Origin of the sequence: Salmonella sp. SAL-020 (genome assembly GCF_017372215.1) — a bacterium.
Classification (GTDB): domain Bacteria; phylum Pseudomonadota; class Gammaproteobacteria; order Enterobacterales; family Enterobacteriaceae; genus Salmonella; species Salmonella enterica.
On the sequence record NZ_CP071690.1, the window covers coordinates 959,526 to 984,783 of the forward strand.

The window sequence follows — 25,258 nt, forward strand, 5'->3', positions numbered from 1 at the left end:
AGGAACTACTCATTCCAATTCGTCATTTCATTCACTCTCCTGCGCTCCCTATAGTCGTGTAATCGAAATGTTTAGCAAAAAACGGTATTGCAAAGGAACGGTTATGGATCAAAAACGACTCACCCACCTGCGGCAACTGGAGGCGGAAAGTATCCACATTATCCGTGAAGTGGCAGCGGAATTCGCTAATCCGGTCATGCTGTACTCCATTGGTAAAGACTCCAGCGTCATGCTGCATCTGGCGCGTAAGGCGTTTTATCCGGGTACGTTGCCGTTCCCGCTATTGCACGTTGATACCGGTTGGAAATTCCGTGAGATGTACGCCTTTCGCGATCGTACCGCCAACGCATATGGCTGCGAGTTGCTGGTACATAAAAATCCGGAAGGCGTGGCGATGGGCATCAATCCGTTCGTTCACGGTAGCGCTAAACACACCGACATTATGAAAACCGAAGGGTTAAAGCAGGCGCTGAATAAGTACGGTTTTGATGCCGCGTTCGGCGGCGCACGGCGCGATGAGGAAAAATCCCGTGCGAAAGAACGTATTTACTCCTTTCGTGACCGTTTCCATCGCTGGGACCCGAAAAATCAGCGTCCAGAGTTGTGGCGTAACTATAACGGTCAGATTAATAAAGGTGAAAGTATACGCGTCTTCCCGCTCTCCAACTGGACAGAGCAGGATATCTGGCAATACATCTGGCTGGAAAACATCGACATCGTGCCGCTGTATTTGGCTGCTGAACGCCCGGTTCTGGAACGTGACGGCATGTTGATGATGGTGGATGACGATCGTATCGATCTCCAGCCTGGCGAAGTCATCAAAAAAAGGATGGTGCGCTTCCGTACACTTGGCTGTTGGCCGCTCACCGGGGCGGTGGAATCCCACGCGCAAACGCTGCCGGAAATTATCGAAGAGATGCTGGTTTCTACCACCAGCGAGCGCCAGGGGAGGATGATTGACCGCGATCAGGCGGGGTCGATGGAGCTTAAAAAACGTCAGGGGTATTTCTAAGGAGCCGCCATGAACACCATACTTGCACAACAAATCGCCAATGAAGGCGGCGTCGAAGCCTGGATGATTGCCCAACAGCACAAAAGCCTGCTGCGTTTTTTAACCTGTGGCAGCGTTGATGACGGTAAAAGTACGCTGATAGGTCGTTTGCTGCACGATACTCTGCAAATTTATGAAGATCAGCTCTCTTCTCTGCATAATGACAGTAAACGTCATGGCACGCAGGGAGAAAAACTCGATCTGGCGCTGCTGGTAGATGGGCTGCAGGCCGAGCGTGAGCAGGGCATTACTATTGACGTCGCGTACCGCTATTTCTCCACGGAAAAACGAAAATTTATTATCGCCGACACGCCGGGCCATGAACAATATACCCGTAATATGGCGACCGGGGCGTCCACCTGCGATCTGGCGATCCTACTGATCGACGCGCGTAAAGGCGTGCTGGATCAGACGCGTCGCCATAGCTTTATCTCCACTCTGTTGGGGATCAAACACCTGGTGGTGGCAATCAACAAAATGGATCTCGTTGACTACTGCGAAGAGACCTTCGCCCGTATTCGCGAAGATTACCTGACCTTTGCTGAACAGTTGCCGGGCGATTTGGACATTCGCTTTGTCCCGCTTTCGGCGCTGGAAGGGGATAATGTCGCCGCGCAGAGCGCGAATATGCGCTGGTACAGCGGTCCGACGCTGCTGGAAGTCCTGGAAACGGTAGACATACAGCGTGCGGTAGACCGTCAGCCGATGCGCTTTCCGGTACAATACGTTAATCGCCCGAATCTTGATTTTCGGGGGTATGCCGGCACTCTGGCGTCTGGTAGCGTCAAAGTCGGAGAGCGCATTAAAGTGCTGCCGTCCGGCGTGGAATCCAGCGTGGCGCGTATCGTCACTTTTGATGGCGATAAAGAAGAAGCCTGTGCGGGCGAAGCCATTACCCTGGTACTCAACGACGACATTGATATTAGCCGCGGCGATCTGCTGCTGGCGGCAAACGAGACGCTGGCACCTGCGCGGCACGCCGCGATCGACGTGGTATGGATGGCGGAACAGCCGCTGGCGCCGGGCCAAAGCTACGACGTTAAACTTGCGGGTAAGAAAACCCGCGCGCGTATCGAGGCTATTCGCTATCAGATTGATATCAACAATCTGACCCAACGAGACGTCGAGAGCCTGCCGTTAAACGGTATTGGTCTGGTGGAGATGACATTCGATGAGCCGCTCGCGCTGGATATTTATCAGCAAAATCCGGTGACGGGCGGGCTGATTTTTATCGACCGACTTTCTAACGTTACCGTGGGCGCTGGCATGGTGCGGGAACTGGACGAACGCGGAGCGACGCCGCCCGTGGAATACAGTGCGTTTGAGCTGGAGCTGAATGCGCTGGTACGCCGTCATTTTCCGCACTGGGACGCCCGAGATTTGCTGGGAGATAAACATGGCGCTGCATGATGAGAACGTGGTCTGGCACTCTCATCCCGTTACTGTCGCCGCCCGTGAACAGCTCCACGGCCACCGTGGCGTGGTGCTGTGGTTTACCGGACTCTCCGGTTCGGGAAAATCAACGGTGGCCGGCGCGCTGGAAGAGGCGTTACATCAGCGTGGCGTCAGTACCTACCTGTTGGATGGCGATAATGTGCGCCACGGTTTGTGCCGTGATTTAGGCTTTAGCGATGCCGATCGCCAGGAGAATATCCGGCGGGTAGGCGAAGTGGCCAGCCTGATGGCGGACGCCGGCCTGATTGTTTTGACGGCATTTATTTCTCCGCACCGCGCCGAGCGGCAACTGGTAAAAGAGCGCGTCGGCCACGATCGTTTTATCGAGATTTATGTCAATACGCCGCTGGCTATCTGTGAACAGCGCGATCCTAAAGGGTTGTATAAAAAAGCGCGTGCGGGCGAGTTGCGTAACTTTACCGGCATCGACGCCATTTACGAAGCGCCTGACTCGCCACAGGTTCATCTTAATGGTGAACAATTAGTAACAAATTTGGTTTCCCAATTATTAGACCTGCTGAGACGGCGCGATATTATCAGATCCTGAGACACCACCGGGCTTGTATGCCCGGTATGGTCAAGGTTACAGGATTTAATATGCGTAATAGCCATAACATTACTTTCACAAGGTCAGACGCCTTCATGGTCGACGATGACGCCACCAGTGCATTTCCGGGGGCGGTGGTCGGCTTTGTGTCATGGCTGCTGGCGTTGGGGATCCCTTTTCTGCTTTATGGCCCTAACACGCTGTTTTTTTTCCTCTATACCTGGCCCTTTTTCCTCGCGTTAATGCCGGTATCGGTGATTATCGGCATTGCGTTGCATCTGCTGGTAAAGGGCAAAATACTTTTTAGCATTATGTTTACTCTACTGGCCGTAGGCGCGCTGTTCGGCGCGTTATTTATATGGCTATTAGGGTAGACGGGTTATCACTGCGCCTCCGGTCATAATTCAAACCGTAACCAACAATGAGATTATGTTCTCCTTACTCGGGTATACGTAACATCCGGCAAATGTGGTACATTTGCCGGCGTTGTCGCGGCAATCCCGTCCTGAATGTGGAGTCACAGAGGACGTTATGGGATGATGATGCCGTTTTTCAGGGGGCAGGATGGGTAAACTAACGCTGCTGTTGCTGGCTTTACTGGTCTGGCTACAGTACTCGCTGTGGTTCGGTAAGAACGGCATACATGACTATAGCCGCGTCAACGATGATGTGGTCGCGCAGCAGGCGACAAACGCCAAACTTAAAGCGCGTAACGATCAGCTTTTTGCCGAAATTGACGATCTCAATGGCGGCCAGGAAGCGATTGAGGAGCGCGCGCGCAACGAACTTAGCATGACCAAACCGGGCGAAACCTTCTATCGTCTGGTGCCTGACGCCTCAAAACGCGCGGCAACGGCGGGGCAAACTCATCGATAAACCATCCAGGGATTTAACATGGCAGCCACTTTATTGGACGTTTGCGCCGTGGTGCCGGCGGCCGGATTTGGCCGCCGAATGCAAACAGAATGTCCTAAGCAGTATCTCTCAATCGGTAATAAAACCATTCTGGAGCACTCAGTTCATGCGCTGCTGGCGCATCCTCGGGTGACACGCGTTGTTATTGCTATCAGCCCTGGCGATCATCGCTTTGCCCAACTTCCGCTGGCGAATCATCCGCAAATCACCGTTGTGGATGGCGGCAACGAACGCGCTGATTCTGTTTTGGCCGGGTTGCAGGCCGTTGCAAAGGCGCAGTGGGTGCTGGTGCACGACGCGGCAAGACCCTGTTTGCATCAGGATGACCTTGCGCGGTTGCTGACCATCAGCGAAAACAGCCGGGTCGGCGGTATCCTCGCCAGTCCGGTGCGCGACACCATGAAACGCGGCGAACCGGGGAAGAACGCTATTGCCCATACCGTAGAGCGCGCCGATTTATGGCACGCGCTCACCCCGCAGTTTTTCCCCCGCGAACTCTTGCACGATTGTCTGACGCGTGCGCTGAATGAAGGCGCGACCATCACCGACGAAGCGTCAGCGCTGGAATATTGTGGTTTTCATCCGGCGCTGGTAGAAGGTCGCGCGGATAACATCAAGGTCACCCGTCCGGAAGATCTGGCGCTGGCGGAATTTTATCTGACCCGAACCATCCACCAGGAGAAAGCATAATGCGAATTGGACACGGTTTTGACGTACACGCGTTTGGCGGAGAAGGGCCGATTATTATTGGCGGCGTGCGTATCTCTTATGAAAAAGGGCTATTGGCGCATTCCGATGGCGATGTGGCGTTACATGCGCTGACCGATGCGCTGCTGGGTGCGGCGGCGCTTGGCGATATCGGCAAGCTCTTCCCGGATACCGATCCGGCATTTAAGGGAGCGGATAGCCGCGAACTACTGCGTGAAGCCTGGCGTCGTATTCAGGCGAAGGGGTACACCCTCGGCAACGTAGATGTCACCATTATTGCGCAGGCGCCGAAAATGCTGCCGCATATTCCGCAAATGCGCGTCTTTATCGCCGAAGATCTCGGCTGCCATATGGATGATGTTAACGTGAAGGCGACGACGACGGAAAAGCTCGGATTTACCGGACGCGGAGAAGGCATTGCCTGCGAAGCGGTCGCGTTGCTGATGAAGGCGGCGAAATGACAGAGTTTGACAATCTCACCTGGCTGCACGGAAAACCACAAGGTAGCGGATTGCTGAAAGCGAATCCGGAAGATTTTGTGGTGGTTGAAGATTTAGGCTTTACGCCAGATGGTGAAGGCGAGCACATTCTGCTGCGTATTTTGAAAAACGGTTGCAATACCCGTTTTGTCGCTGACGCGCTGGCGAAATTCCTGAAAATTCACGCTCGCGAAGTGAGCTTTGCCGGGCAAAAAGATAAACACGCCGTTACCGAGCAGTGGCTGTGCGCGCGCGTGCCGGGGAAAGAGATGCCCGATTTCAGCGCCTTTCAGCTGGAAGGTTGTAAAGTGCTGGAATACGCGCGTCACAAGCGTAAGCTGCGTTTAGGCGCGCTGAAAGGCAATGCCTTTACGCTGGTGTTGCGTGAAATAAGCGATCGCCGCGATGTCGAAACACGATTGCAGGCGATTCGCGATGGCGGCGTGCCGAACTATTTCGGCGCACAGCGATTCGGCATTGGCGGCAGCAACTTGCAGGGCGCGCTGCGCTGGGCGCAAAGTAACGCGCCGGTGCGCGATCGCAATAAACGCAGTTTTTGGTTGTCGGCGGCGCGTAGCGCGTTGTTTAATCAAATTGTTCACCAGCGGCTGAAGAAACCAGACTTTAATCAAGTTGTTGACGGCGATGCGCTACAATTAGCGGGGCGTGGAAGCTGGTTCGTCGCGACATCTGAAGAACTGCCTGAATTGCAGCGCCGGGTAGACGAAAAAGAGCTGATGATTACAGCGTCGTTGCCGGGCAGCGGAGAGTGGGGAACACAGCGTGCGGCGCTGGCGTTTGAGCAAGATGCCATTGCCCAGGAAACGGTGTTGCAATCGCTGTTGCTGCGCGAAAAAGTAGAGGCGTCGCGCAGAGCGATGCTGCTTTATCCGCAACAATTAAGCTGGAACTGGTGGGATGACGTTACCGTCGAGTTACGTTTCTGGCTGCCCGCAGGCAGTTTTGCCACCAGCGTAGTAAGGGAACTGATCAACACAATGGGTGATTATGCGCATATTGCTGAGTAACGATGACGGGGTTCACGCGCCCGGTATACAAACGCTGGCGAAAGCGCTGCGTGAGTTTGCTGATGTACAGGTCGTAGCCCCGGATCGTAACCGCAGCGGCGCGTCTAATTCCCTCACGCTGGAATCTTCGCTTCGTACTTTTACCTTTGATAATGGCGATATCGCCGTACAGATGGGGACGCCGACCGATTGCGTCTATCTGGGCGTTAATGCCTTAATGCGTCCGCGTCCGGATATTGTCGTTTCCGGTATTAACGCGGGTCCGAATCTGGGCGATGATGTGATCTATTCCGGTACTGTCGCCGCGGCGATGGAAGGTCGTCATCTCGGCTTTCCGGCATTAGCGGTCTCCCTTAACGGCTATCAACATTATGATACGGCTGCGGCCGTGACTTGCGCGCTTTTGCGAGGGTTAAGCCGGGAGCCGTTGCGTACCGGGCGTATTCTCAACGTGAATGTCCCGGATCTACCGTTAGCGCAGGTTAAAGGCATCCGCGTGACTCGCTGTGGTAGCCGCCATCCAGCGGATAAAGTAATCCCGCAGGAAGATCCGCGCGGTAATACATTGTACTGGATTGGCCCGCCGGGCGATAAATACGATGCCGGGCCGGATACCGATTTCGCGGCGGTGGATGAAGGCTACGTCTCCGTCACGCCGTTGCATGTGGATTTAACCGCGCACAGCGCGCATGATGTGGTTTCAGACTGGTTAGACAGCGTGGGAGTTGGCACGCAATGGTAAGTGGACGTGTACAGGCTCTTCTTGAACAATTGCGCGCGCAGGGCATCAGAGATGAGCAGGTGCTTAATGCGCTTGCCGCAGTGCCGCGCGAGAAATTTATTGATGAAGCGTTTGAACATAAGGCCTGGGAAAATATCGCTTTGCCGATAGGCCAGGGTCAGACGATTTCGCAGCCCTACATGGTGGCGCGAATGACGGAACTGCTCGAACTGACGCCGCAATCCAGGGTGTTGGAAATTGGCACCGGTTCCGGCTATCAGACGGCGATTCTGGCGCATCTGGTACATCACGTTTGCTCCGTTGAGCGGATTAAGGGGCTGCAATGGCAGGCGCGCCGCCGCCTGAAGCAGCTCGATTTACATAATGTTTCTACCCGTCATGGCGATGGCTGGCAAGGCTGGCAGGCGCGTGCGCCGTTTGACGCTATCATTGTGACGGCCGCGCCACCGGAAATTCCTACCGCGCTCATGGCACAGTTGGATGAAGGCGGCATTCTTGTTCTGCCCGTGGGCGATGAGCAGCAGTTTTTGAAACGCGTGCGTCGCCGGGGCGGCGAATTTATTATCGATACCGTGGAGGCCGTTCGCTTCGTCCCGTTAGTCAAGGGAGAGCTGGCCTAGTTTGCCCTGCAAACACCCACTCTTACGCCTGATGAAGCCGAAACGAATACCTGGAGTTTTCCTGGTTATTCCCGGTGGGTTAAGCGTATCGTGAACACATTTTCCCGTGTTCACTTAATGCGTTGCACGGTTCTTACGTCACTGGTTGTTAACCAAATTTTTTACTGGGGGATAAATGAGCGCGGGAAGCCCAAAATTCACCGTTAGTCGCATTGCGGCACTATCACTGGTTTCACTATGGCTGGCAGGTTGTACCAGTTCGTCAAACCCTCCGGCGCCGGTCACGTCTGTGGACAGTGGGTCGTCATCAAATACCAATTCCGGGATGTTGATCACACCGCCGCCAAAAATGGGCGCGACGACGCAACAAACGCCGCAACAAGCGCCGCAAATTCAACCCGTTCAGCGTCCTGTAACGCAGCCCATGCAAACTCAACCGGTCACGGAACAACCCGTGCAGATGGAAAATGGGCGAATTGTATACAATCGCCAGTATGGGAATATTCCGAAAGGTAGCTATACGGGTGGCAGTACTTACACCGTGAAAAAGGGTGATACGCTTTTTTACATCGCCTGGATTACCGGGAACGATTTCCGCGATCTGGCCCAGAGAAACAGTATTTCTGCCCCGTATAGCCTGAATGTAGGGCAAACTTTGCAAGTTGGTAACGCATCCGGTACGCCAATTACTGGCGGAAATGCGATCACCCAGGCGGATGCAGCACAGCAAGGAGTTGTGACCAGGTCTGCACAAAATTCCACCGTTGCAGTTGCGTCTCAACCAACAATTACGTATTCTGAGGGCTCAGGTGAACAAAGTGCTAACAAAATGTTGCCAAACAACAAGCCTGCTGGGACGGTTGTCACAGCGCCTGTAACGGCACCAACGGTAAGCACGACCGAACCAAATGCAAGCAGTACGTCAACCAGCGCGCCGATTTCCGCATGGCGCTGGCCGACGGATGGCAAAGTGATCGAAAACTTTGGCGCTTCCGAAGGGGGCAATAAAGGGATCGACATTGCAGGCAGTAAGGGACAGGCTATCGTCGCAACCGCTGATGGGCGCGTCGTATATGCCGGTAACGCACTGCGTGGTTACGGTAATCTTATTATCATCAAACATAACGATGATTACCTGAGTGCCTACGCCCATAATGATACGATGCTGGTCCGGGAACAACAGGAAGTTAAGGCGGGGCAAAAAATCGCTACTATGGGTAGCACCGGCACCAGCTCTACACGCTTGCATTTTGAAATTCGTTACAAGGGGAAATCCGTAAACCCGCTGCGTTATTTACCGCAGCGATAAAGCGGCGGAACCAGGCTTTGACTTGCTAGTTCCGTCAAGGGATCACGGGTAGGAGCCACCTTATGAGTCAGAATACGCTGAAAGTTCATGATTTAAATGAAGACGCGGAATTTGATGAGAACGGAGTAGAGGCTTTTGACGAAAAAGCCTTGAGTGAAGAGGAACCCAGTGATAACGACCTGGCTGAAGAAGAGCTGTTATCGCAAGGGGCCACACAGCGTGTGTTGGACGCGACTCAGCTTTACCTTGGTGAGATTGGGTATTCACCACTGTTAACAGCCGAAGAAGAAGTCTATTTTGCGCGTCGCGCACTGCGTGGAGATGTCGCTTCTCGCCGTCGCATGATTGAGAGTAACCTGCGTCTGGTGGTAAAAATTGCCCGCCGTTATGGCAATCGTGGACTGGCGTTGCTGGACCTGATTGAAGAGGGCAATCTGGGGCTTATCCGTGCAGTCGAGAAGTTTGACCCGGAACGCGGGTTCCGCTTCTCAACATACGCAACCTGGTGGATTCGCCAGACAATCGAACGGGCGATTATGAACCAAACCCGTACGATTCGCTTGCCGATTCACATTGTTAAAGAGCTGAACGTATACCTGCGCACCGCACGTGAGTTGTCGCATAAACTGGACCACGAACCGAGTGCGGAAGAAATTGCAGAGCAACTGGATAAACCGGTTGATGACGTCAGCCGTATGCTTCGTCTCAACGAGCGCATTACCTCGGTAGACACCCCGCTGGGCGGTGATTCCGAAAAAGCGTTGCTGGACATCCTGGCCGATGAAAAAGAGAACGGTCCGGAAGACACCACGCAAGATGACGATATGAAACAGAGCATCGTCAAATGGTTGTTCGAACTGAACGCCAAACAGCGTGAAGTGCTGGCGCGCCGTTTCGGTCTGCTGGGATATGAAGCTGCGACACTGGAAGATGTAGGCCGTGAAATCGGTCTTACGCGTGAGCGTGTTCGTCAGATTCAGGTTGAAGGCCTGCGCCGTCTGCGCGAAATTCTGCAGACGCAGGGGCTGAATATCGAAGCGCTGTTCCGCGAGTAAGTACCCTTGTCAAAAAAAGGCCAGTCGACAGACTGGCCTTTTTTTTACCGTTTGTCTTCTGCCAGCAGCGGCGGGATACTCGGCACCATTGGCGCGTCATCAATATCTTTTTGCGTCATGCGAAACGCTTGTGGATAGTGTTCGCGGCTGGTACGGCGTAACGGTTCGGTATCGCGCCAGGTATACAGACAATGCTGACACTGATATACCGTCCAGACTCCTTTTACCGGAGAAGTCGCCATGAGTTCAATATGTGCATCGGCACAGCGTGGACAAATCATCGGTTACTCCTTATTTACGGTTGGCCAGCATGGCGGTCAGCTTTTCAGCCCAGGCTTTAGTTTCCGGTAAATCAACAACCGGCTGGCTATAGTGACCACGGTTATCTGGCGCAACCGGCGTGGTGGCGTCAATGATCAGCTTGTCGGTAATCCCCGCCGGGCTTGAGCCCGGGTCCAGTTCCAGGACGGACATATTCGGTAGCTGTACCAGATCGCCTGCCGGATTCACTTTCGACGACAACGCCCACATCACCTGTGGCAGATTGAATGGATCGACATCTTCATCGACCATGATCACCATCTTCACATATCCCAGACCGTGCGGCGTCGTCATCGCTCGCAGGCCCACCGCACGGGCAAAGCCGCCGTAGCGTTTTTTGGTCGAGATGATGGCCAGCAAGCCGTGGGTGTACATGGCGTTTACCGCCTGCACTTCCGGAAATTCGGCTTTCAGCTGTTGATACAGTGGCACGCAGGTCGCCGGCCCCATCAGGTAGTCGATTTCCGTCCACGGCATCCCCAAATAGAGCGATTCAAAAATGGGTTTGCTGCGGTAAGAGACCTTATCGATACGCACCACGGTCATGTTGCGACCGCCGGAATAGTGGCCGGTAAATTCGCCGAACGGTCCTTCAATTTCACGTTTACGGCTTTCGATGACCCCTTCAAGAATGACTTCAGATCCCCACGGCACATCAAAACCGGTCAGCGGCGCGGTGGCGATAGGATAGGGGCTTTCACGCAGCGCGCCTGCCATTTCATACTCTGACTGATCGTATTTCAGCGGCGTTGCGCCCATCAGGGTAATGATCGGATCGTTACCCAACGTGATCGCAATCGGCAGATCTTCCCCGCGCTCTTCAGCTTTGTGCAGGTGCAATGCGATATCATGCATCGGCACTGGTTGCAGACCCAGCTTACGCTTGCCTTTAACTTCCATGCGGTAGATGCCGACATTCTGCTTGCCGAAGTTATCGGGATCGAGCGGATCGCGTGATACCACACAGGCTTTATCCAGATAGAATCCGCCGTCGCCGTCGTTCAGACGAAACAGCGGCAGGATATCAAACAGGTTGATTGCGTCGCCGTCGACGGTATTTTCCGCCCAGCCCGGATTCGCCCGTCGTTCCGGCGCTACCGGAAAATTGTCCCAGCGGCGAATAAATTCATCGATCTGTTTTTTAACCGGCGTGTTAGGCGGCAAACCCAGTGAGATGGCATGGTTCTGCCAGGAACCGATGGTATTCATCGCCACGCGGGCGTCGGTAAAACCACGAATATTGTCAAACCACAGCGCGGGCGCGCCATCGCCGATGCGTCCCGTTGCGTTGGCAGCGGCGGCGAGATCCGGCTCCGCATTCACTTCCTCGCTGATTTTCAGCAGTTGTCCCTGCTGATCCAGCGCATGTAAAAAACTGCGCAAATCATCAAATGCCATTATCCATTCTCCTGTGAAAAATTTGCTGCCTGTCGCAGTCCTTGCCAGCGGCGCGTGCGCGTATGCTCCAGACCAAACTGGTCGAGAACGCGCGCTACGATGTGCTGGATAATATCGTCAACGGTTTGCGGCAGGTTGTAGAAGGCGGGCATGGGCGGCACTATCGCCACCCCCATACGAGAAAGCGCTAGCATGTTTTCCAGATGAATCGTGCTGAGCGGCATTTCCCGCGGCACAAGCACCAGCTTGCGACCCTCTTTCAACACGACATCGGCAGCGCGTCCCACCAGCCCCTCGGCATAGCCGGCGCGAACCCCCGCCAGTGTTTTCATACTGCAGGGGATAATAATCATGCCGTCGGTACGAAATGAGCCGGAGGAAATGGTCGCCGCCTGATCGGCCGGGCTATGACAATAATCTGCCAGGGCGGCTACCTCAGCGGGCGTGTAGGGCGTCTCCAGTTCAATAGTGGTTTTCGCCCACTTTGACATTACCAGATGCGTTTCAACATCAGGTATCGCCCGCAATGCCTGGAGTAGCTCGACGCCAAGCGGCGCGCCGGTCGCACCGGTCATCCCCACAATCAATCTCATTTCTTACCTCAAATATCGTTCGTATACGAACATTTTGATCAAAATACGCCCACACGGCCTTTGCGACAAGATCGCTCCCGACGCCTGCGCACGTTTAGCTAAAGCATTCGTCATTAAAAAACCGTGCATAAGTCGTTATGATAGAAAAAGTTAATTTATCCGGAGCGCTCATGGAGTTACGAAACACCGCGTTTCATCTGTTACGCCAACTTTTTCAGCAACATACCGCACGCTGGCAGCATGAACTACCGGAGCTCACCAAACCTCAATATGCGGTGATGCGCGTTATTGCTGAACATCCGGGTATTGAACAGGTCGATCTGACCGAAGCGGCGGTCAGCACTAAAGCGACGCTGGCGGAGATGTTAAGCCGGATGGAAAATCGTGGGCTGGTGAAGCGAGAAAACGATCCGCTGGATAAACGTCGGCGTTTTGTCTATCTCACCGTTCAGGGCCAAACGTTGCTCGCCGCCGCGATACCACTGGGGGATCGCGTTGACGATGAGTTTTTGGGGCGACTGAGCGCTGAAGAACGCGAACAGTTTACGCAACTGGTACGCAAGATGATGACGTAAGCGGCTTGCGCCGTTTTGCTATTGTTTGGCCATCAGCAGTGAGATATCCACTTTGGCCAGCGCCCGAATTGCGCTTTCCGGCAGGCCGTCATCGGTGACGATTTGGTTGAATTCCGCCAGCGGTAACGCCAGCCATGTAGCGACCTGGCCGTATTTGGTCGCGTCGCACACCAGAATTTTTTGGCGGCTGGCGCTGGCGACGGCCCGTTTCACCGTGACTTTATCTTCTGCCGGCGTTGAAATACCGCGCACGCTCCAGGAAGAGGCGGAAATAAAGGCCTGGTCAATCATCAACCCACGCAAAAGCGTCGCCGCGGCTTCACCGACGCACGACCGGTTTTCCCGGCATACCGCCCCGCCAGTGTGAATAATTGTGCAATCGCTATTGTCCATCAGGTAATCGGCGATAACGAAATCATTGGTCACCACCGTAAGTTTATTCATCGTAACCAGCTGCCTGGCGATCGCCAGCGTGGTAGTACCTGCATCAAGGTAGATACAGCTTTCTGGCTGTACCAGGCTGGCGGCCAGTTTGCCAATCGCCGCTTTCTGCGGCGTCGCCAGTTCGGTTTTGATCTGATGCGAGGGTTCGTGCGCCACGCGAGTCGATGATTGCACGCCGCCAGAGACCTGGATTACCGCGCCTTGCTGCTCCAGTTTTTGTAAATCACGGCGGATAGTCATGTGGGATACATGCATGCGCTCGGTCAGTTCAGCGATACTGACGATTCCTTTCTCCGCCACCATATCAAGAATGATTTGTCGACGCTCAGTAGGTATCAACGTCTGCTCCTTTCTTTAGTCCTGTCGCGATTTTACGCGATTTCTCGTCACAGCGTGTGAAGTTCTATGAGGATTGCCTTCACAAAAAATAACATATTTTGTTATTTTTTGTGAAACAACTCACCGCAATTGTTTACAAAAACGCCTATATTCACATAACAAAACATAATATCACGTAAATTAACATGGAGTGATAATGACAACAGGAACTGATTTTCATGTCGGCATTGTGGGGCTTGGCTCAATGGGAATGGGCGCTGCGCGTTCATGCCTGCGCGCCGGGCTTTCCACATGGGGGGCCGATCTTAACCCGCAAGCGTGCGCGAATCTGCTCGCTGAAGGGGCTTGTGGGGCTGCCGCCAGCGCCAGGGAGTTCGCCGGCGTCGTGGATGCGTTAGTCATTCTGGTCGTCAATGCCGCCCAGGTCAGACAGGTGTTATTCGGTGAGGATGGCGTCGCCCATCTGATGAAACCCGGAAGCGCGGTGATGGTTTCGTCTACGATCTCAAGCGCCGACGCGCAAGAGATCGCCGCGGCGTTGACGGCATTGAATCTTAACATGCTGGATGCGCCGGTTTCCGGCGGCGCGGTAAAAGCGGCGCAGGGCGAAATGACGGTGATGGCCTCCGGGAGCGAGGCGGCGTTTACCCGCCTGAAGCCTGTGCTGGACGCCGTTGCCAGCAACGTTTATCGCATCAGCGATACGCCGGGCGCAGGCTCAACCGTCAAAATCATTCATCAGCTGCTGGCTGGCGTGCATATTGCGGCGGCGGCCGAAGCGATGGCGCTGGCCGCGCGGGCTGGTATTCCTCTGGACGTGATGTATGACGTCGTGACCCATGCCGCCGGCAACTCCTGGATGTTCGAAAACCGTATGCAGCATGTCGTTGACGGCGACTATACCCCGCGTTCGGCCGTCGACATTTTTGTCAAAGATTTGGGGCTGGTTGCCGACACGGCGAAAGCGCTGCGCTTCCCCTTACCGCTGGCCTCTACGGCGTTAAATATGTTCACCAGCGCCAGTAACGCCGGTTATGGCAAAGAGGATGACAGCGCTGTGATCAAAATTTTCTCAGGGATTACTCTGCCTGGCGTCACGCCTGAGGAGCCGTCATGTTAAAAATTGGCGTCATTGCCGACGATTTTACCGGCGCGACTGACATCGCCAGTTTTCTGGTCGAAAACGGGATGCCGACAGTGCAGATCAATGATGTCCCAACCGGGACGCAACCGGAAGGGTGCGACGCGGTGGTTATCAGCCTGAAAACCCGCTCATGCCCGGCGCAAGAGGCGATAAAACAATCGCTGGCGGCGCTGGTATGGCTGAAAAAACAGGGCTGCCAGCAAGTCTATTTCAAATATTGCTCGACTTTCGATAGTACCGCCGAAGGCAATATCGGCCCGGTCACCGATGCGCTGATGGTGGCGCTGGATACCTCATTTACCGTGATTTCTCCCGCGCTGCCGGTTAACGGACGCACGGTTTATCAGGGCTATCTGTTTGTCATGAACCACTTGCTGGCGGAGTCCGGTATGCGCCACCACCCAATCAATCCGATGACCGACAGCTACCTGCCGCGTCTGATGGAAGCGCAGGCGCAAGGGCGCTGCGGCGTTATTCCGGCTCAGACGCTTGATGAAGGCGTTGCCGCGACCCGTGCGGCGCTGTCGCGTTTACAGCAGGAAGGATATCGCTACGCAGTACTTGACGCGCTCAATGAGCGGCACCTGGAAATCCAGGGCGAGGTTTTGCGTGATGCTCCGCTGGTGACCGGCGGTTCTGGGCTGGCAATGGGGCTGGCGCGTCAGTGGGCGAAGCACGGCGTTTCTCAGGCCCGTTCCGCAGGCTATCCGCTGAGCGGCCGCGCGGTGGTGCTTTCCGGTTCCTGTTCGCAAATGACGAATCAGCAGGTGGCTTTCTATCGACAACATGCTCCCACACGCGACGTTGATGTGGCGCGCTGCCTGTCATCCGAGACGCGCGAGGCCTACGCTGAAGCGCTGGCGCAGTGGGTGCTCAGTCAGGACAGCGAACTGGCGCCAATGATTAGCGCCACCGCCTCCACGCAGGCGCTGGCCGCCATCCAGCAGCAATATGGCGCTACCGAAGCCAGCCATGCGGTAGAGGCGCTCTTTTCCCTGCTGGCTGCTCGCTTAGCGGAAGGCGGTATCACCCGGTTTATTGTGGCGGGCGGCGAAACCTCGGGCGTGGTGACGCAAAGCCTCGGTATTACCGGTTTTCACATCGGACCGTGCATTTCACCCGGCGTGCCGTGGGTCAACGCGCTCCATGCGCCAGTCTCGCTGGCGCTAAAGTCAGGTAATTTTGGCGATGAATCCTTTTTCATCCGCGCTCAAAGGGAGTTTCAGGTATGACGACACTGGCAAAAGAAGAGCACGCTTTGCGAGAAGAGATGGTCAGGATAGCCGCCTCGTTTTTCCAGCGCGGCTATGCCACCGGCTCGGCAGGCAACCTCTCGCTGTTACTGCCGGACGGCAATATTCTGGCGACGCCCACCGGTTCGTGTCTGGGTAATCTCGACCCGCAGCGGCTATCCAAAGTGGACCCGCAGGGCGAATGGCTCAGCGGCGATAAACCGTCTAAAGAGGTGCGTTTTCATCTGGCGTTGTATCGCAATAACCCTTGCTGCAAGGCCGTGGTACATCTGCACAGCACCTGGTCAACGGCGCTTTCCTGTCTCGAAGGGCTGGACCCGCAAAATGTGATTCGCCCGTTTACCCCCTATGTGGTGATGCGGATGGGCGACATTCCGCTGGTTCCCTACTATCGCCCGGGGGATGACCGAATTGCCCGCGATTTGGCTGCGCTGGCGGCCCGGCATCAGGCCTTTTTACTGGCTAATCATGGGCCGGTCGTGTGCGGGGAGAATTTGCAGGAAGCCGCTAATAATACCGAGGAGCTGGAAGAGACGGCAAAGCTGATTTTTATCCTTGGCGAACGCCCGATTCGTTATTTAACCACCGAAGAAATTACGCAGTTAAGGAGATAACCCGATGCCGCGTTTTGCCGCCAATTTGTCGATGATGTTTACCGAAGTGCCGTTTATCGAGCGTTTTGCCGCCGCTGCCGAAGCCGGTTTTCAGGCCGTTGAGTTTCTGTTCCCCTACGGCTTTGCCGCCAGCGAGATTAAAGCCCAGCTATCGCGTCATGATCTGACGCTGGCGCTGTTTAATACTTCGGCGGGCGATACCGCGGCGGGCGAGTGGGGACGTGCCGCGCTACCGGGGCGCGAACACGACGCGCGCGCCGATATTGAACTGGCTCTGGAATACGCTCTGGCGCTGGAATGCGAGCAGGTTCACATCATGGCGGGCGTAGTGCAGGATGGCGCTGATGGCGCACGTTATCGCGCCACGTTTATCGATAATTTGCGTTATGCCGCCGACCGGTTTGCCGCCCACGATAAACGTATTTTGATCGAAGCGCTGAGTCCCGGCGTTAAACCCGGCTACCTCTTTTCCAGCCAATATCAGGCGCTGGGCATCGCAGAAGAGGTTGACCGCCCGAATGTGTTCATCCAGCTCGACACTTTCCACGCGCAAAAAGTGGATGGCAATTTGAGTCACCTGATTCGCGAGTACGCGGGCCGCTATGCCCATGTACAAATCGCCTCGCTACCGGACAGACATGAACCGGATGATGGCGAGATCAACTACCCGTGGCTGTTCCGGCTGTTCGATGACGTAGGTTATCGCGGCTGGATAGGCTGCGAATACCAACCACGGAATACCACTCAGGACGGGCTTGGCTGGTTTAACGCCTGGCGCTAACCCTGAACTACCCTACACAACAATAAAGAGGACATCCGGATGCAGATTATCATTACCGGCGGGGGCGGCTTTTTAGGCCAGAAACTCGCAAGCGCCTTATTAAACTCATCGCTGGCGTTTAACGAACTGCTTCTTGTTGATTTAAAAATGCCTGCACGGTTATCAGATTCCCCTCGTTTACGCTGCCTGGAAGCTGACTTAACCCAGCCGGGCGTGCTGGAGAATGTGATTACCGCTAATACCTCTGTTGTTTATCATCTCGCTGCGATTGTCAGCAGCCATGCGGAAGACGATTTCGATCTGGGATGGAAAGTTAACCTGGATCTTACACGCCAGTTACTTGAGACGTGTCGTCGACAACCGCAGAAAATTCGTTTTGTCTTCTCCAGCTCGCTTGCCGTTTATGGCGGTACGCTGCCGGAATGCGTCACCGATACCACCGCGCTCACGCCGCGCTCGTCTTATGGCGCGCAGAAAGCCGCCTGTGAACTGTTGGTCAACGATTATACCCGCAAAGGCTATGTGGATGGGCTGGCGCTGCGTTTGCCGACGATCTGTGTTCGCCCGGGTAAACCAAACCGCGCCGCTTCTTCTTTTGTCAGCGCGATTATTCGTGAACCGTTGCAGGGCGAGACGACCGTCTGCCCGGTGTCGGAAAGTTTGCGGCTGTGGATTTCCAGCCCGGCGACGGTGATCCATAACCTGTCGCTGGCCGCAACGTTACCCGCGCCTGGCGAGGCGAGCAGCATCAACTTACCCGGGATCAGCGTAACCGTGGGCGAGATGCTGGAAACGTTGCGTCAGGCGGGCGGCCAGGCGGCGCGCGATCGGGTTACGCATCAGCGCGATGAAGGCGTCGAGAAAATTGTCGCCTCCTGGCCGGGACGTATCGATAACCAGCGTGCGCTGGCGTTAGGTTTTGTCGCCGATAAACGCTTCGATGACATTATTGAACGCTTTCGACAAGATGATATGGAGGGGAGGTCATGACAAGTTTACCGACCCCAATTATTGGCCTGATCGTTGCCGTTTTCGTGCTGGTATGGCTGGTGTTACGCACCCGTGTTCATGCGCTGATCGCGATGCTGGCGGCGGCCTGCATCGCCGGTCTGTTGGGGGGAATGGGCATTGATAAAACGCTCTCTGTCATCACCAGCGGATTCGGTACGACGCTGGGCAGCATTGGCCTGGTGATTGGTCTCGGCGTAATGATGGGGCGCTTGCTGGAGGTTTCCGGCGCGGCGGAGCGTATCGCCTGGAGCTTTATCAAATGGCTGGGGAAACGCCGTGAAGAGTGGGCGCTGGCGATCACGGGTTATATTGTCAGCATCCCCATTTTCGTCGATTCCGCTTTTGTCATTCTTTATCCGGTGGCGAAAGCGCTGGCGAAAAGCGGTAAACGTTCGCTACTGACGCTGGGCGTCGCGCTGGCGGGCGGGCTGGTGGTCACTCACCATACGGTACCTCCGACGCCCGGTCCGCTGGGGGTAGCCGGGATTTTTAACGTCGACATCGGCGCAATGTTATTGACCGGGATGGCGCTGGCGGTGCCCTGTGTGATCGGCATTGTGTTCTATGCGCAGTGGCTGGATAAACGCTACCCTGATTTCGTGCCGCGCACGCTGAACGCCGATGAAGTCAATGCCGCGCTGGAGCAGTACAATAAAGAGAAAGAGCAAAAGGATCTGCCGAGCCTGACGCTCTCTCTGCTGCCTATTGTGGTGCCGATCGTGCTGATCTTCCTGAAGGCTATCTGTTCCACCCTCGCCACTGTAGAAGGATGGTCCGGCCTGGCGACGCATCCGGTGGTACAGGCAATCAACTTTGTGGGAAGTCCAGTGATCGCGTTGGCCATCAGCGTTCTGCTGGCGGTGTATACGCTGGTGCCGCGCATGGATAAACATACCACCGCAGAGCGTCTGGAAGAGGGCTTGCAAAGCGCCGGGATTATCTTACTGGTCACGGGCGCTGGCGGCGCGTTGGGCGCGATCCTGCGCGACAGCGGCGCGGGGCAACAGCTGGCGGAGCAGGTTGCCAACCTGCCGATCTCGCCGATCCTGATCCCGTTTATCGTGGCGACGTTGGTACGCCTGATTCAGGGATCGGGGACGGTGGCGATGATCACTGCCGCCTCGATTTCCGCGCCGATCCTGGCGCAGATCCCCGGCATCAATATGTTGCTTGCCGCTCAGGCCGCAACGATGGGGTCGCTGTTCTTCGGCTACTTCAACGATAGCCTGTTCTGGGTGGTTAACCGCATGATGGGCGTCTCTGATGTCAAACAGCAGATGGTGGTTTGGTCTGTACCGACGACTATTGCCTGGGCGATTGGCGGCACCGGCGTGGCGCTGATTAACCTGCTGTTCGGTTCCGGCGGCAGTTGGCTCGATCCGTTACTGCCGATTGTCGTTCTGGCGGCAATTATGCTGTGGGTGCGTTGGCAGGCGCAGGGGATCAAAGACAAGCTGGTAGTTAAGGATTAAGACGGTATTATCCGTCCGGGAGCGCAATGCTCCCGGGCTGGCTACAATGATGGGGCGTGCTCCCCGCAATCCCATTGCGAACGTAAAAAATCAATAAATGCGCGTACTTTTGTCGTTACATGGCGGGCGTCCGGGTAAACGGCATAAATGCCCTGACGGGGAAAATGATAGTCGGGTAACACGTGAATTAACGTTCCATCCTCCAGTGCGGTGTTGACTAACCATTGCGGCAGTAATGCGACGCCGCTTCCCGCGAGAGCGAAGGCCATCAGCGAGCGCGCGCTGTCGACAGAAATTTTGCCGGCTTTGCTTATCTCCAGGCGTGAGTGTTGGCCATGATTATTCGTTACTGACCACCGTAGCGGCGTAGGTAATCGCTCATGAATAATCCATTCCGCCTGAGCCAACGACTCCAGCGACGACACGGGGTGGCGGGCGAGCCACTGCGGCGCGGCGACCGGCAGAATGGTAAAGCGGGATATCAGCGCGGCGCGATAGCGGGAGTCGGCCAGCGAGCCAAGCCGAATCGCCACATCAAAGCGCTCGGCAATTAAATCGGCATGATGTGATGAGGACATATGCCGAATACGGAGATCGGGATGGCGCTGACTAAACTGCGCCAGTAACGGAATGATCACCTGTTCGCCAAACTCGGGCGTAGTGGTAATACGTAACTCGCCGCCCAGCCCACTATGGCTGGCACGCACTTCATCCTGCAAATTTTTCGCTGCGTTGAGTAAATTCACGCCTTTTTGGTAAAAGAGGACGCCGGCGTCTGTGAGCGTCAGTCGTCGGGTGGAACGTAGCAGTAACGTTACGCCAAGCTCTTTTTCAAGCTGCCGAATATTAAAACTCACTACCGCTTTTGTTTGGCCCGATGCGGCCGCCGCCGCCGTGAAGCTGCCGCTATCTACCACGGCGATAAACAGCGACATACGCTGCAAATTGAGCATGGCGAGCTCCTTTACTGTCAAAATTATTTTGACAGTATATCGTTGAAGCGCGGACTTATCTGGCTTTCTCCGGACGGCTACATTAGCGCCTCTGACGGAGGATGCATAATGACGTATCGCAGTAAAGTGGCAGTGGTTTACCTGCTCGGCTTCTTTCTTGATCTGATTAATCTGTTTATTGCCAGCGTGGCTTTTCCTGCGATGTCCGTGGAGCTGCATACGTCCATATCGGCGCTGGCATGGGTGAGTAACGGTTATATCGCAGGATTAACGCTGATCGTTCCGTTTAGCGCGTTTCTTTCGCGTTATCTCGGCGCACGACGGCTGATTATATTTTCGCTCATTCTGTTTAGCGTTGCCGCCGCTGCCGCAGGTTTTGCCGATTCCTTACACAGCCTTGTTTTCTGGCGTATTGTGCAGGGGGCGGGCGGTGGCTTATTGATCCCGGTTGGTCAGGCGTTAACCTGGCAACAGTTTAAACCGCATGAACGCGCTGGCGTGTCATCGGTTGTCATGATGGTGGCGCTACTGGCGCCGGCATGTTCGCCTGCGATTGGCGGGCTGCTGGTGGAAACGTGCGGCTGGCGCTGGATATTCTTTGCCACGCTGCCGGTGGCCGTTCTCACTTTATTGCTCGCTTATCGTTGGCTGAACGTCGCTTCGACGACAATGGTGTCAGCAAGATTGCTCCATCTGCCGTTGTTGACGGACAAGCTGCTGCGTTTTGCCATGATCGTCTATCTGTGTGTGCCGGGTATGTTCATTGGTATCAGCGTGGTCGGGATGTTTTATCTACAGAACGTCGCGCAGCTATCGCCTGCGGCGGCGGGGTCGCTGATGCTCCCCTGGTCGATCGCTTCATTTGTCGCCATTATGCTTACCGGACGTTATTTCAATCGGCTTGGGCCGCGTCCGCTGATTATCGTCGGCTGTCTTCTTCAGGCCGCAGGGATATTGCTTTTAACTAACGTTACGCCTGCGACATCGCACCGTGTACTGATGATGATATTCGCCTTAATGGGCGCTGGCGGCAGTTTGTGCAGCAGTACCGCGCAGAGTGGCGCTTTCCTGACTATTGCTCGCCGGGACATGCCTGACGCCAGCGCGCTATGGAATCTTAATCGTCAGATCAGCTTTTTCCTTGGCGCGACGCTGTTGACGCTGCTGTTAAATGCGTTCCAGCGCGTTATGTCGCTTGAGGTTGCTTATCGCTGGACCTTTATTGCCGCCGCCGGTATCACCCTGCTGCCCCTTATTTACGCTGTCTGTCTGAACAATAGACAGGCGCTTCTGTGCCTGAAAAAGGAAAGACCATGAATCCATATAAAGAAGAAATTATTCACGCCCATGCGGCGATTGAGAACTGGCTTAGTAAGGGGATGGGTAGCCTGGAGGCGTTGATAGCGCGTTTCGCTGTTGATTTTACGATGATAACGCCAGGAGGTATTTGTCTGGATTATCCGGCGCTGGGCGCTTTTTTCCAGGCGCAGCGCGCGTGTCGCCCGGGGATGGTTATCGTGGTTGAGCACATTGACCTTGTGGCGGAGTGGCCGGAAGGCGCCGCGCTGCGTTATCGCGAGCGACAGCAACTGCCGGGCCAGGCTGAGACGGTACGCTGGTCGACGGTCATTTTAAAAAGGGAAAGAGGACGGATAGTCTGGCGTCATTTACATGAAACGACAGCCACAGCCTGAAAAGCCTGTGCCGGCGCGTGGGCCCGATAACGCGGCGCTATCGGGCCCGACACGTTTACACCAGACTTTTCAGCCGATAGATCCACTCCAGCGCCTGGCGTGGCGTCAGGGAGTCCGGATCGAGATTCTCCAGCGCTTCAACGGCAGGCGATGTCTCCTCCGGGGCGGCAAGCAACGACATTTGCGTGCCGTCCACCTGCGTTGCCGCCGCATTGGGCGAGATGCTCTCCAGCTCGCGGAGTTTTTGGCGCGCGCGTTTGATGACTTCTTTAGGGACGCCCGCAAGCGCCGCGACCGCCAGGCCATAGCTCTTACTTGCCGCGCCGTCCTGCACGCTGTGCATAAACGCGATAGTATCGCCGTGTTCCAGCGCATCCAGGTGGACGTTCGCCACGCCTTCCATTTTCTCCGGTAATTGGGTCAGCTCGAAGTAGTGGGTAGCGAACAGCGTTAACGCTTTAATCTTATTCGCGAGATTCTCCGCGCAGGCCCAGGCCAACGACAGCCCGTCATACGTAGAGGTACCGCGCCCGATTTCATCCATCAATACCAGACTGTTTTCCGTGGCATTATGCAGAATGTTCGCGGTTTCGGTCATCTCCACCATAAAGGTCGAACGCCCGGAAGCCAGGTCGTCCGCTGCGCCGACGCGGGTAAAAATACGGTCGATGGGGCCGATTTCCACGTTTTGCGCCGGAACGTAACTGCCAATATAGGCCAGCAGGGCGATCAATGCCGTTTGTCGCATATAGGTACTTTTACCGCCCATATTGGGGCCGGTAATGATCAACATCCGGCGCTGCGGCGACAGATTGAGCGGGTTAGCGATAAACGGCTCATTCAGTACCTGTTCAACCACCGGGTGGCGACCTTCGGTAATACGGATACCGGGTTTATCGGTAAATGTCGGGCAGGTGTAATTCAGCGTCCAGGCGCGTTCGGCCAGGTTAACCAGCACATCCAGTTCCGCCAGCGCGTTGGCGCTCTGCTGTAAATCGGCCAGATGCGGCAACAGCAGATCAAACAATTCGTCATATAGCTGTTTTTCCAGCGCCAGCGCTTTGCCTTTCGAGGTCAGAACTTTATCTTCATACTCTTTTAGCTCAGGAATAATGTAGCGTTCGGCATTTTTCAGCGTCTGGCGACGCACATAATTGATGGGCGCCAGATGGCTTTGACCACGGCTAATCTGAATGTAATAACCATGTACCGCGTTATAGCCGACTTTCAGCGTATCCAGCCCGGTACGCTCGCGTTCGCGAATTTCCAGACGATCGAGATAATCGGTGGCGCCATCCGCCAGCGCGCGCCATTCGTCCAGCTCTTCATGGTAGCCGGGCGCAATAACGCCGCCGTCGCGGACCAGTACCGGCGGCGCGTCAATAATGGCGCGTTCCAGGAGGTCGCGCAGCTCGGCGAAATCGCCCATTTTTTTACGCAACGCCTGTACCGGCGCGCTGTCAACGGTTTCAAGCTGAGCGTGCAATTCCGGCAGCTGCTGGAAGGCGTGACGCATTCGGGCGAGATCGCGCGGACGCGCGGTGCGCAGCGCCAGACGCGCAAGGATACGCTCCAGATCGCCGACCTGACGCAGCACCGGTTGCAGTTCGCTGACGGTGTCCTGCAAGGCGCCGATGGTCTGCTGGCGTTCACGTAATATGTCGGTATTTCGTACCGGCATATGCAGCCAGCGTTTAAGCATTCGGCTACCCATAGGCGTCACGGTACAGTCAAGCACCGCGGCGAGGGTATTTTCGACACCGCCGGCCAGGTTCTGGGTAATTTCCAGATTGCGGCGGGTCGCGGCATCCATAATGATGCTGTCCTGCTGGCGTTCCATCGTAATGGAACGAATATGCGGCAGGGAGGTGCGCTGGGTATCTTTTACGTACTGTAACAGGCAGCCTGCCGCACATAATCCACGCGAGGCATTTTCGACGCCGAAACCGACCAGATCCCGCGTACCGAATTGCAGATTTAACTGCTGGCGGGCGGTATCAATCTCAAACTCCCACAACGGGCGACGGCGCAGACCCCGGCGTCCCTCTATTAACGCCATTTCAGCAAAATCTTCGGCATACAACAGTTCGGCGGGATTGGTGCGCTGCAGCTCTGCGGCCATCGTTTCACGGTCGGCGGGTTCGCTCAGACGAAAGCGCCCGGAGCTGATATCCAGCGTGGCGTAACCGTAGCCTTTACCATCCTGCCAGATAGCCGCCAGCAGGTTATCCTGACGCTCCTGTAACAGGGCTTCATCGCTGATAGTGCCAGGCGTAACGATACGCACGACCTTACGTTCAACGGGACCTTTGCTGGTGGCCGGATCGCCAATCTGTTCGCAAATAGCGACGGATTCGCCCTGATTGACCAGTTTCGCGAGGTAGTTTTCTACGGCGTGGTGCGGGATACCCGCCATAGGGATAGGTTCGCCAGCCGATGCGCCGCGTTTGGTCAGCGAAATATCGAGCAACTGCGACGCACGCTTTGCGTCGTCATAAAACAGCTCGTAAAAGTCTCCCATACGATAAAAGAGCAGGATCTCCGGATGCTGGGCTTTCAGCTTGAGATACTGCTGCATCATGGGGGTGTGGTTGGAGAAGTCCTTATCAAATGACTCATTCATATTGATTTTACTCGTTTTTTTATTCTTTCAAGTGCTCATGTGGCCCCAGGTAAAACCCTTATAAACTCACATAAACCCATAAATTTGTAGCTCACCTGTAGCCTAAAATGTGACAGGTTACATTCTCATCATTC

Annotated in this window: 28 protein-coding genes; 21 read left to right on the top strand and 7 right to left on the bottom strand. The window is 55.3% G+C overall.

Annotated features, from left to right (window positions below):
• The first annotated feature begins 103 nt into the window (after window positions 1-103).
• From cysD to J1G48_RS04605, 10 genes are all read left to right on the top strand, one after another.
• Window positions 104-1,012 (top strand): sulfate adenylyltransferase subunit CysD, encoded by a 909-nt coding sequence (gene cysD / locus J1G48_RS04560; protein ID WP_000372384.1) that lies wholly within the window; start codon window positions 104-106, stop codon window positions 1,010-1,012.
• Window positions 1,013-1,021: 9 nt separating this feature from the next.
• The gene (gene cysN, locus J1G48_RS04565) at window positions 1,022-2,461 is read left to right on the top strand and encodes a sulfate adenylyltransferase subunit CysN (protein WP_001092251.1); all 1,440 of its coding nucleotides are present in this window, start codon (window positions 1,022-1,024) and stop codon (window positions 2,459-2,461) included.
• The gene (cysC, locus tag J1G48_RS04570; protein WP_001173663.1) at window positions 2,448-3,053 is read left to right on the top strand and encodes an adenylyl-sulfate kinase; all 606 of its coding nucleotides are present in this window, start codon (window positions 2,448-2,450) and stop codon (window positions 3,051-3,053) included. Before cysN ends, cysC begins: the two co-directional genes overlap by 14 nt.
• Before the next feature lie 50 nt (window positions 3,054-3,103).
• The gene (locus J1G48_RS04575) at window positions 3,104-3,427 is read left to right on the top strand and encodes a DUF3561 family protein (RefSeq protein WP_001537530.1); all 324 of its coding nucleotides are present in this window, start codon (window positions 3,104-3,106) and stop codon (window positions 3,425-3,427) included.
• Between the two features lie 190 nt (window positions 3,428-3,617).
• Window positions 3,618-3,929 (top strand): cell division protein FtsB, encoded by a 312-nt coding sequence (gene ftsB / locus J1G48_RS04580; protein WP_000517480.1) that lies wholly within the window; start codon window positions 3,618-3,620, stop codon window positions 3,927-3,929.
• Window positions 3,930-3,947: 18 nt separating this feature from the next.
• A complete protein-coding gene (gene ispD / locus J1G48_RS04585) occupies window positions 3,948-4,658 on the top strand; it encodes a 2-C-methyl-D-erythritol 4-phosphate cytidylyltransferase (RefSeq protein WP_000741653.1) in 711 nt (236 codons plus the stop codon).
• Window positions 4,658-5,137, top strand: coding sequence for a 2-C-methyl-D-erythritol 2,4-cyclodiphosphate synthase (ispF, locus tag J1G48_RS04590; protein WP_001219253.1), 480 nt, complete (start codon window positions 4,658-4,660; stop codon window positions 5,135-5,137). The genes ispD and ispF overlap by 1 nt, the downstream gene beginning before the upstream one ends.
• A complete protein-coding gene (gene truD / locus J1G48_RS04595) occupies window positions 5,134-6,183 on the top strand; it encodes a tRNA pseudouridine(13) synthase TruD (RefSeq protein ID WP_000134246.1) in 1,050 nt (349 codons plus the stop codon). The genes ispF and truD overlap by 4 nt, the downstream gene beginning before the upstream one ends.
• A complete protein-coding gene (gene surE, locus J1G48_RS04600) occupies window positions 6,164-6,925 on the top strand; it encodes a 5'/3'-nucleotidase SurE (RefSeq protein ID WP_001221538.1) in 762 nt (253 codons plus the stop codon). The genes truD and surE overlap by 20 nt, the downstream gene beginning before the upstream one ends.
• Window positions 6,919-7,545, top strand: coding sequence for a protein-L-isoaspartate(D-aspartate) O-methyltransferase (locus tag J1G48_RS04605; RefSeq protein WP_000253545.1), 627 nt, complete (start codon window positions 6,919-6,921; stop codon window positions 7,543-7,545). The genes surE and J1G48_RS04605 overlap by 7 nt, the downstream gene beginning before the upstream one ends.
• 138 nt (window positions 7,546-7,683) lie before the next feature.
• Here J1G48_RS04605 and J1G48_RS23205 read toward each other — a convergent pair whose 3' ends face one another.
• The gene (locus J1G48_RS23205; RefSeq protein WP_223151218.1) at window positions 7,684-7,842 is read right to left on the bottom strand and encodes a peptidase; all 159 of its coding nucleotides are present in this window, start codon (window positions 7,840-7,842) and stop codon (window positions 7,684-7,686) included.
• On the opposite strand from J1G48_RS23205, the gene nlpD reads away from it, so the two are divergent.
• Together nlpD and rpoS are read left to right on the top strand one after the other, a co-directional pair.
• Window positions 7,772-8,854 (top strand): murein hydrolase activator NlpD, encoded by a 1,083-nt coding sequence (nlpD, locus tag J1G48_RS04610; protein ID WP_223149274.1) that lies wholly within the window; start codon window positions 7,772-7,774, stop codon window positions 8,852-8,854. The genes J1G48_RS23205 and nlpD overlap by 71 nt on opposite strands.
• Window positions 8,855-8,916: 62 nt before the next feature.
• Window positions 8,917-9,909 carry an RNA polymerase sigma factor RpoS gene (gene rpoS, locus J1G48_RS04615; protein WP_000081498.1) on the top strand — a complete coding sequence of 331 codons (993 nt, stop codon included), beginning with the start codon at window positions 8,917-8,919 and terminating at the stop codon, window positions 9,907-9,909.
• Between the two features lie 44 nt (window positions 9,910-9,953).
• Here the strand turns inward: rpoS and J1G48_RS04620 are convergent, their stop codons facing one another.
• From J1G48_RS04620 to J1G48_RS04630, 3 genes are read right to left on the bottom strand one after another with little or no spacing between them, the layout of a single operon-like run.
• Complete coding sequence (locus J1G48_RS04620; RefSeq protein WP_000562964.1) at window positions 9,954-10,190, bottom strand: non-oxidative hydroxyarylic acid decarboxylases subunit D; 237 nt, start codon at window positions 10,188-10,190, stop codon at window positions 9,954-9,956.
• 10 nt (window positions 10,191-10,200) lie between these two features.
• Complete coding sequence (locus J1G48_RS04625; RefSeq protein WP_000863168.1) at window positions 10,201-11,628, bottom strand: non-oxidative hydroxyarylic acid decarboxylases subunit C; 1,428 nt, start codon at window positions 11,626-11,628, stop codon at window positions 10,201-10,203.
• The gene (locus tag J1G48_RS04630; RefSeq protein ID WP_001237181.1) at window positions 11,628-12,221 is read right to left on the bottom strand and encodes a non-oxidative hydroxyarylic acid decarboxylases subunit B; all 594 of its coding nucleotides are present in this window, start codon (window positions 12,219-12,221) and stop codon (window positions 11,628-11,630) included. Before J1G48_RS04630 ends, J1G48_RS04625 begins: the two co-directional genes overlap by 1 nt.
• Before the next feature lie 170 nt (window positions 12,222-12,391).
• Here J1G48_RS04630 and J1G48_RS04635 point away from each other — a divergent pair, with 170 nt between their 5' ends.
• Complete coding sequence (locus J1G48_RS04635) at window positions 12,392-12,796, top strand: MarR family winged helix-turn-helix transcriptional regulator (protein WP_000423338.1); 405 nt, start codon at window positions 12,392-12,394, stop codon at window positions 12,794-12,796.
• Between the two features lie 18 nt (window positions 12,797-12,814).
• On the opposite strand, the gene ygbI is transcribed toward J1G48_RS04635, so the two are convergent.
• Entirely contained in the window at window positions 12,815-13,579 is a 765-nt protein-coding gene (gene ygbI, locus J1G48_RS04640; protein WP_000613179.1) for a DNA-binding transcriptional repressor YgbI, read from the bottom strand.
• A 196-nt stretch (window positions 13,580-13,775) separates the two neighbouring features.
• Between ygbI and ltnD the strand changes: the two genes are divergently transcribed.
• Genes ltnD through J1G48_RS04670 form a run of 6 tightly spaced genes read left to right on the top strand, consistent with a single transcriptional unit; the run spans window position 13,776 to window position 19,854 of the window.
• A complete protein-coding gene (gene ltnD / locus J1G48_RS04645) occupies window positions 13,776-14,699 on the top strand; it encodes an L-threonate dehydrogenase (protein WP_000206958.1) in 924 nt (307 codons plus the stop codon).
• Window positions 14,693-15,955 (top strand): 3-oxo-tetronate kinase, encoded by a 1,263-nt coding sequence (gene otnK, locus J1G48_RS04650; RefSeq protein ID WP_000912488.1) that lies wholly within the window; start codon window positions 14,693-14,695, stop codon window positions 15,953-15,955. The genes ltnD and otnK overlap by 7 nt, the downstream gene beginning before the upstream one ends.
• Complete coding sequence (locus tag J1G48_RS04655) at window positions 15,952-16,590, top strand: aldolase (RefSeq protein WP_000209069.1); 639 nt, start codon at window positions 15,952-15,954, stop codon at window positions 16,588-16,590. Before otnK ends, J1G48_RS04655 begins: the two co-directional genes overlap by 4 nt.
• A 4-nt stretch (window positions 16,591-16,594) precedes the next feature.
• A complete protein-coding gene (locus tag J1G48_RS04660; RefSeq protein ID WP_001136902.1) occupies window positions 16,595-17,371 on the top strand; it encodes an HPr family phosphocarrier protein in 777 nt (258 codons plus the stop codon).
• 39 nt (window positions 17,372-17,410) lie between these two features.
• The gene (gene denD / locus J1G48_RS04665) at window positions 17,411-18,361 is read left to right on the top strand and encodes a D-erythronate dehydrogenase (RefSeq protein ID WP_001165734.1); all 951 of its coding nucleotides are present in this window, start codon (window positions 17,411-17,413) and stop codon (window positions 18,359-18,361) included.
• Window positions 18,358-19,854, top strand: a complete 1,497-nt coding sequence (locus J1G48_RS04670) for a gluconate:H+ symporter (protein WP_000202725.1) — start codon at window positions 18,358-18,360, stop codon at window positions 19,852-19,854. The genes denD and J1G48_RS04670 overlap by 4 nt, the downstream gene beginning before the upstream one ends.
• A gap of 41 nt (window positions 19,855-19,895) precedes the next feature.
• Here J1G48_RS04670 and J1G48_RS04675 read toward each other — a convergent pair whose 3' ends face one another.
• Window positions 19,896-20,828, bottom strand: a complete 933-nt coding sequence (locus J1G48_RS04675) for a LysR family transcriptional regulator (protein ID WP_000216295.1) — start codon at window positions 20,826-20,828, stop codon at window positions 19,896-19,898.
• 87 nt (window positions 20,829-20,915) lie between these two features.
• Between J1G48_RS04675 and J1G48_RS04680 the strand changes: the two genes are divergently transcribed.
• Together J1G48_RS04680 and J1G48_RS04685 are read left to right on the top strand one after the other, a co-directional pair.
• On the top strand, window positions 20,916-22,124 hold the full coding sequence (locus tag J1G48_RS04680) for an MFS transporter (protein WP_000222419.1): 1,209 nt from the start codon (window positions 20,916-20,918) through the stop codon (window positions 22,122-22,124).
• Window positions 22,121-22,501, top strand: coding sequence for a DUF4440 domain-containing protein (locus tag J1G48_RS04685; protein WP_001070477.1), 381 nt, complete (start codon window positions 22,121-22,123; stop codon window positions 22,499-22,501). The genes J1G48_RS04680 and J1G48_RS04685 overlap by 4 nt, the downstream gene beginning before the upstream one ends.
• A 55-nt stretch (window positions 22,502-22,556) precedes the next feature.
• On the opposite strand, the gene mutS is transcribed toward J1G48_RS04685, so the two are convergent.
• Window positions 22,557-25,124 carry a DNA mismatch repair protein MutS gene (gene mutS, locus J1G48_RS04690; protein ID WP_001005807.1) on the bottom strand — a complete coding sequence of 856 codons (2,568 nt, stop codon included), beginning with the start codon at window positions 25,122-25,124 and terminating at the stop codon, window positions 22,557-22,559.
• Window positions 25,125-25,258: the final 134 nt, after the last annotated feature.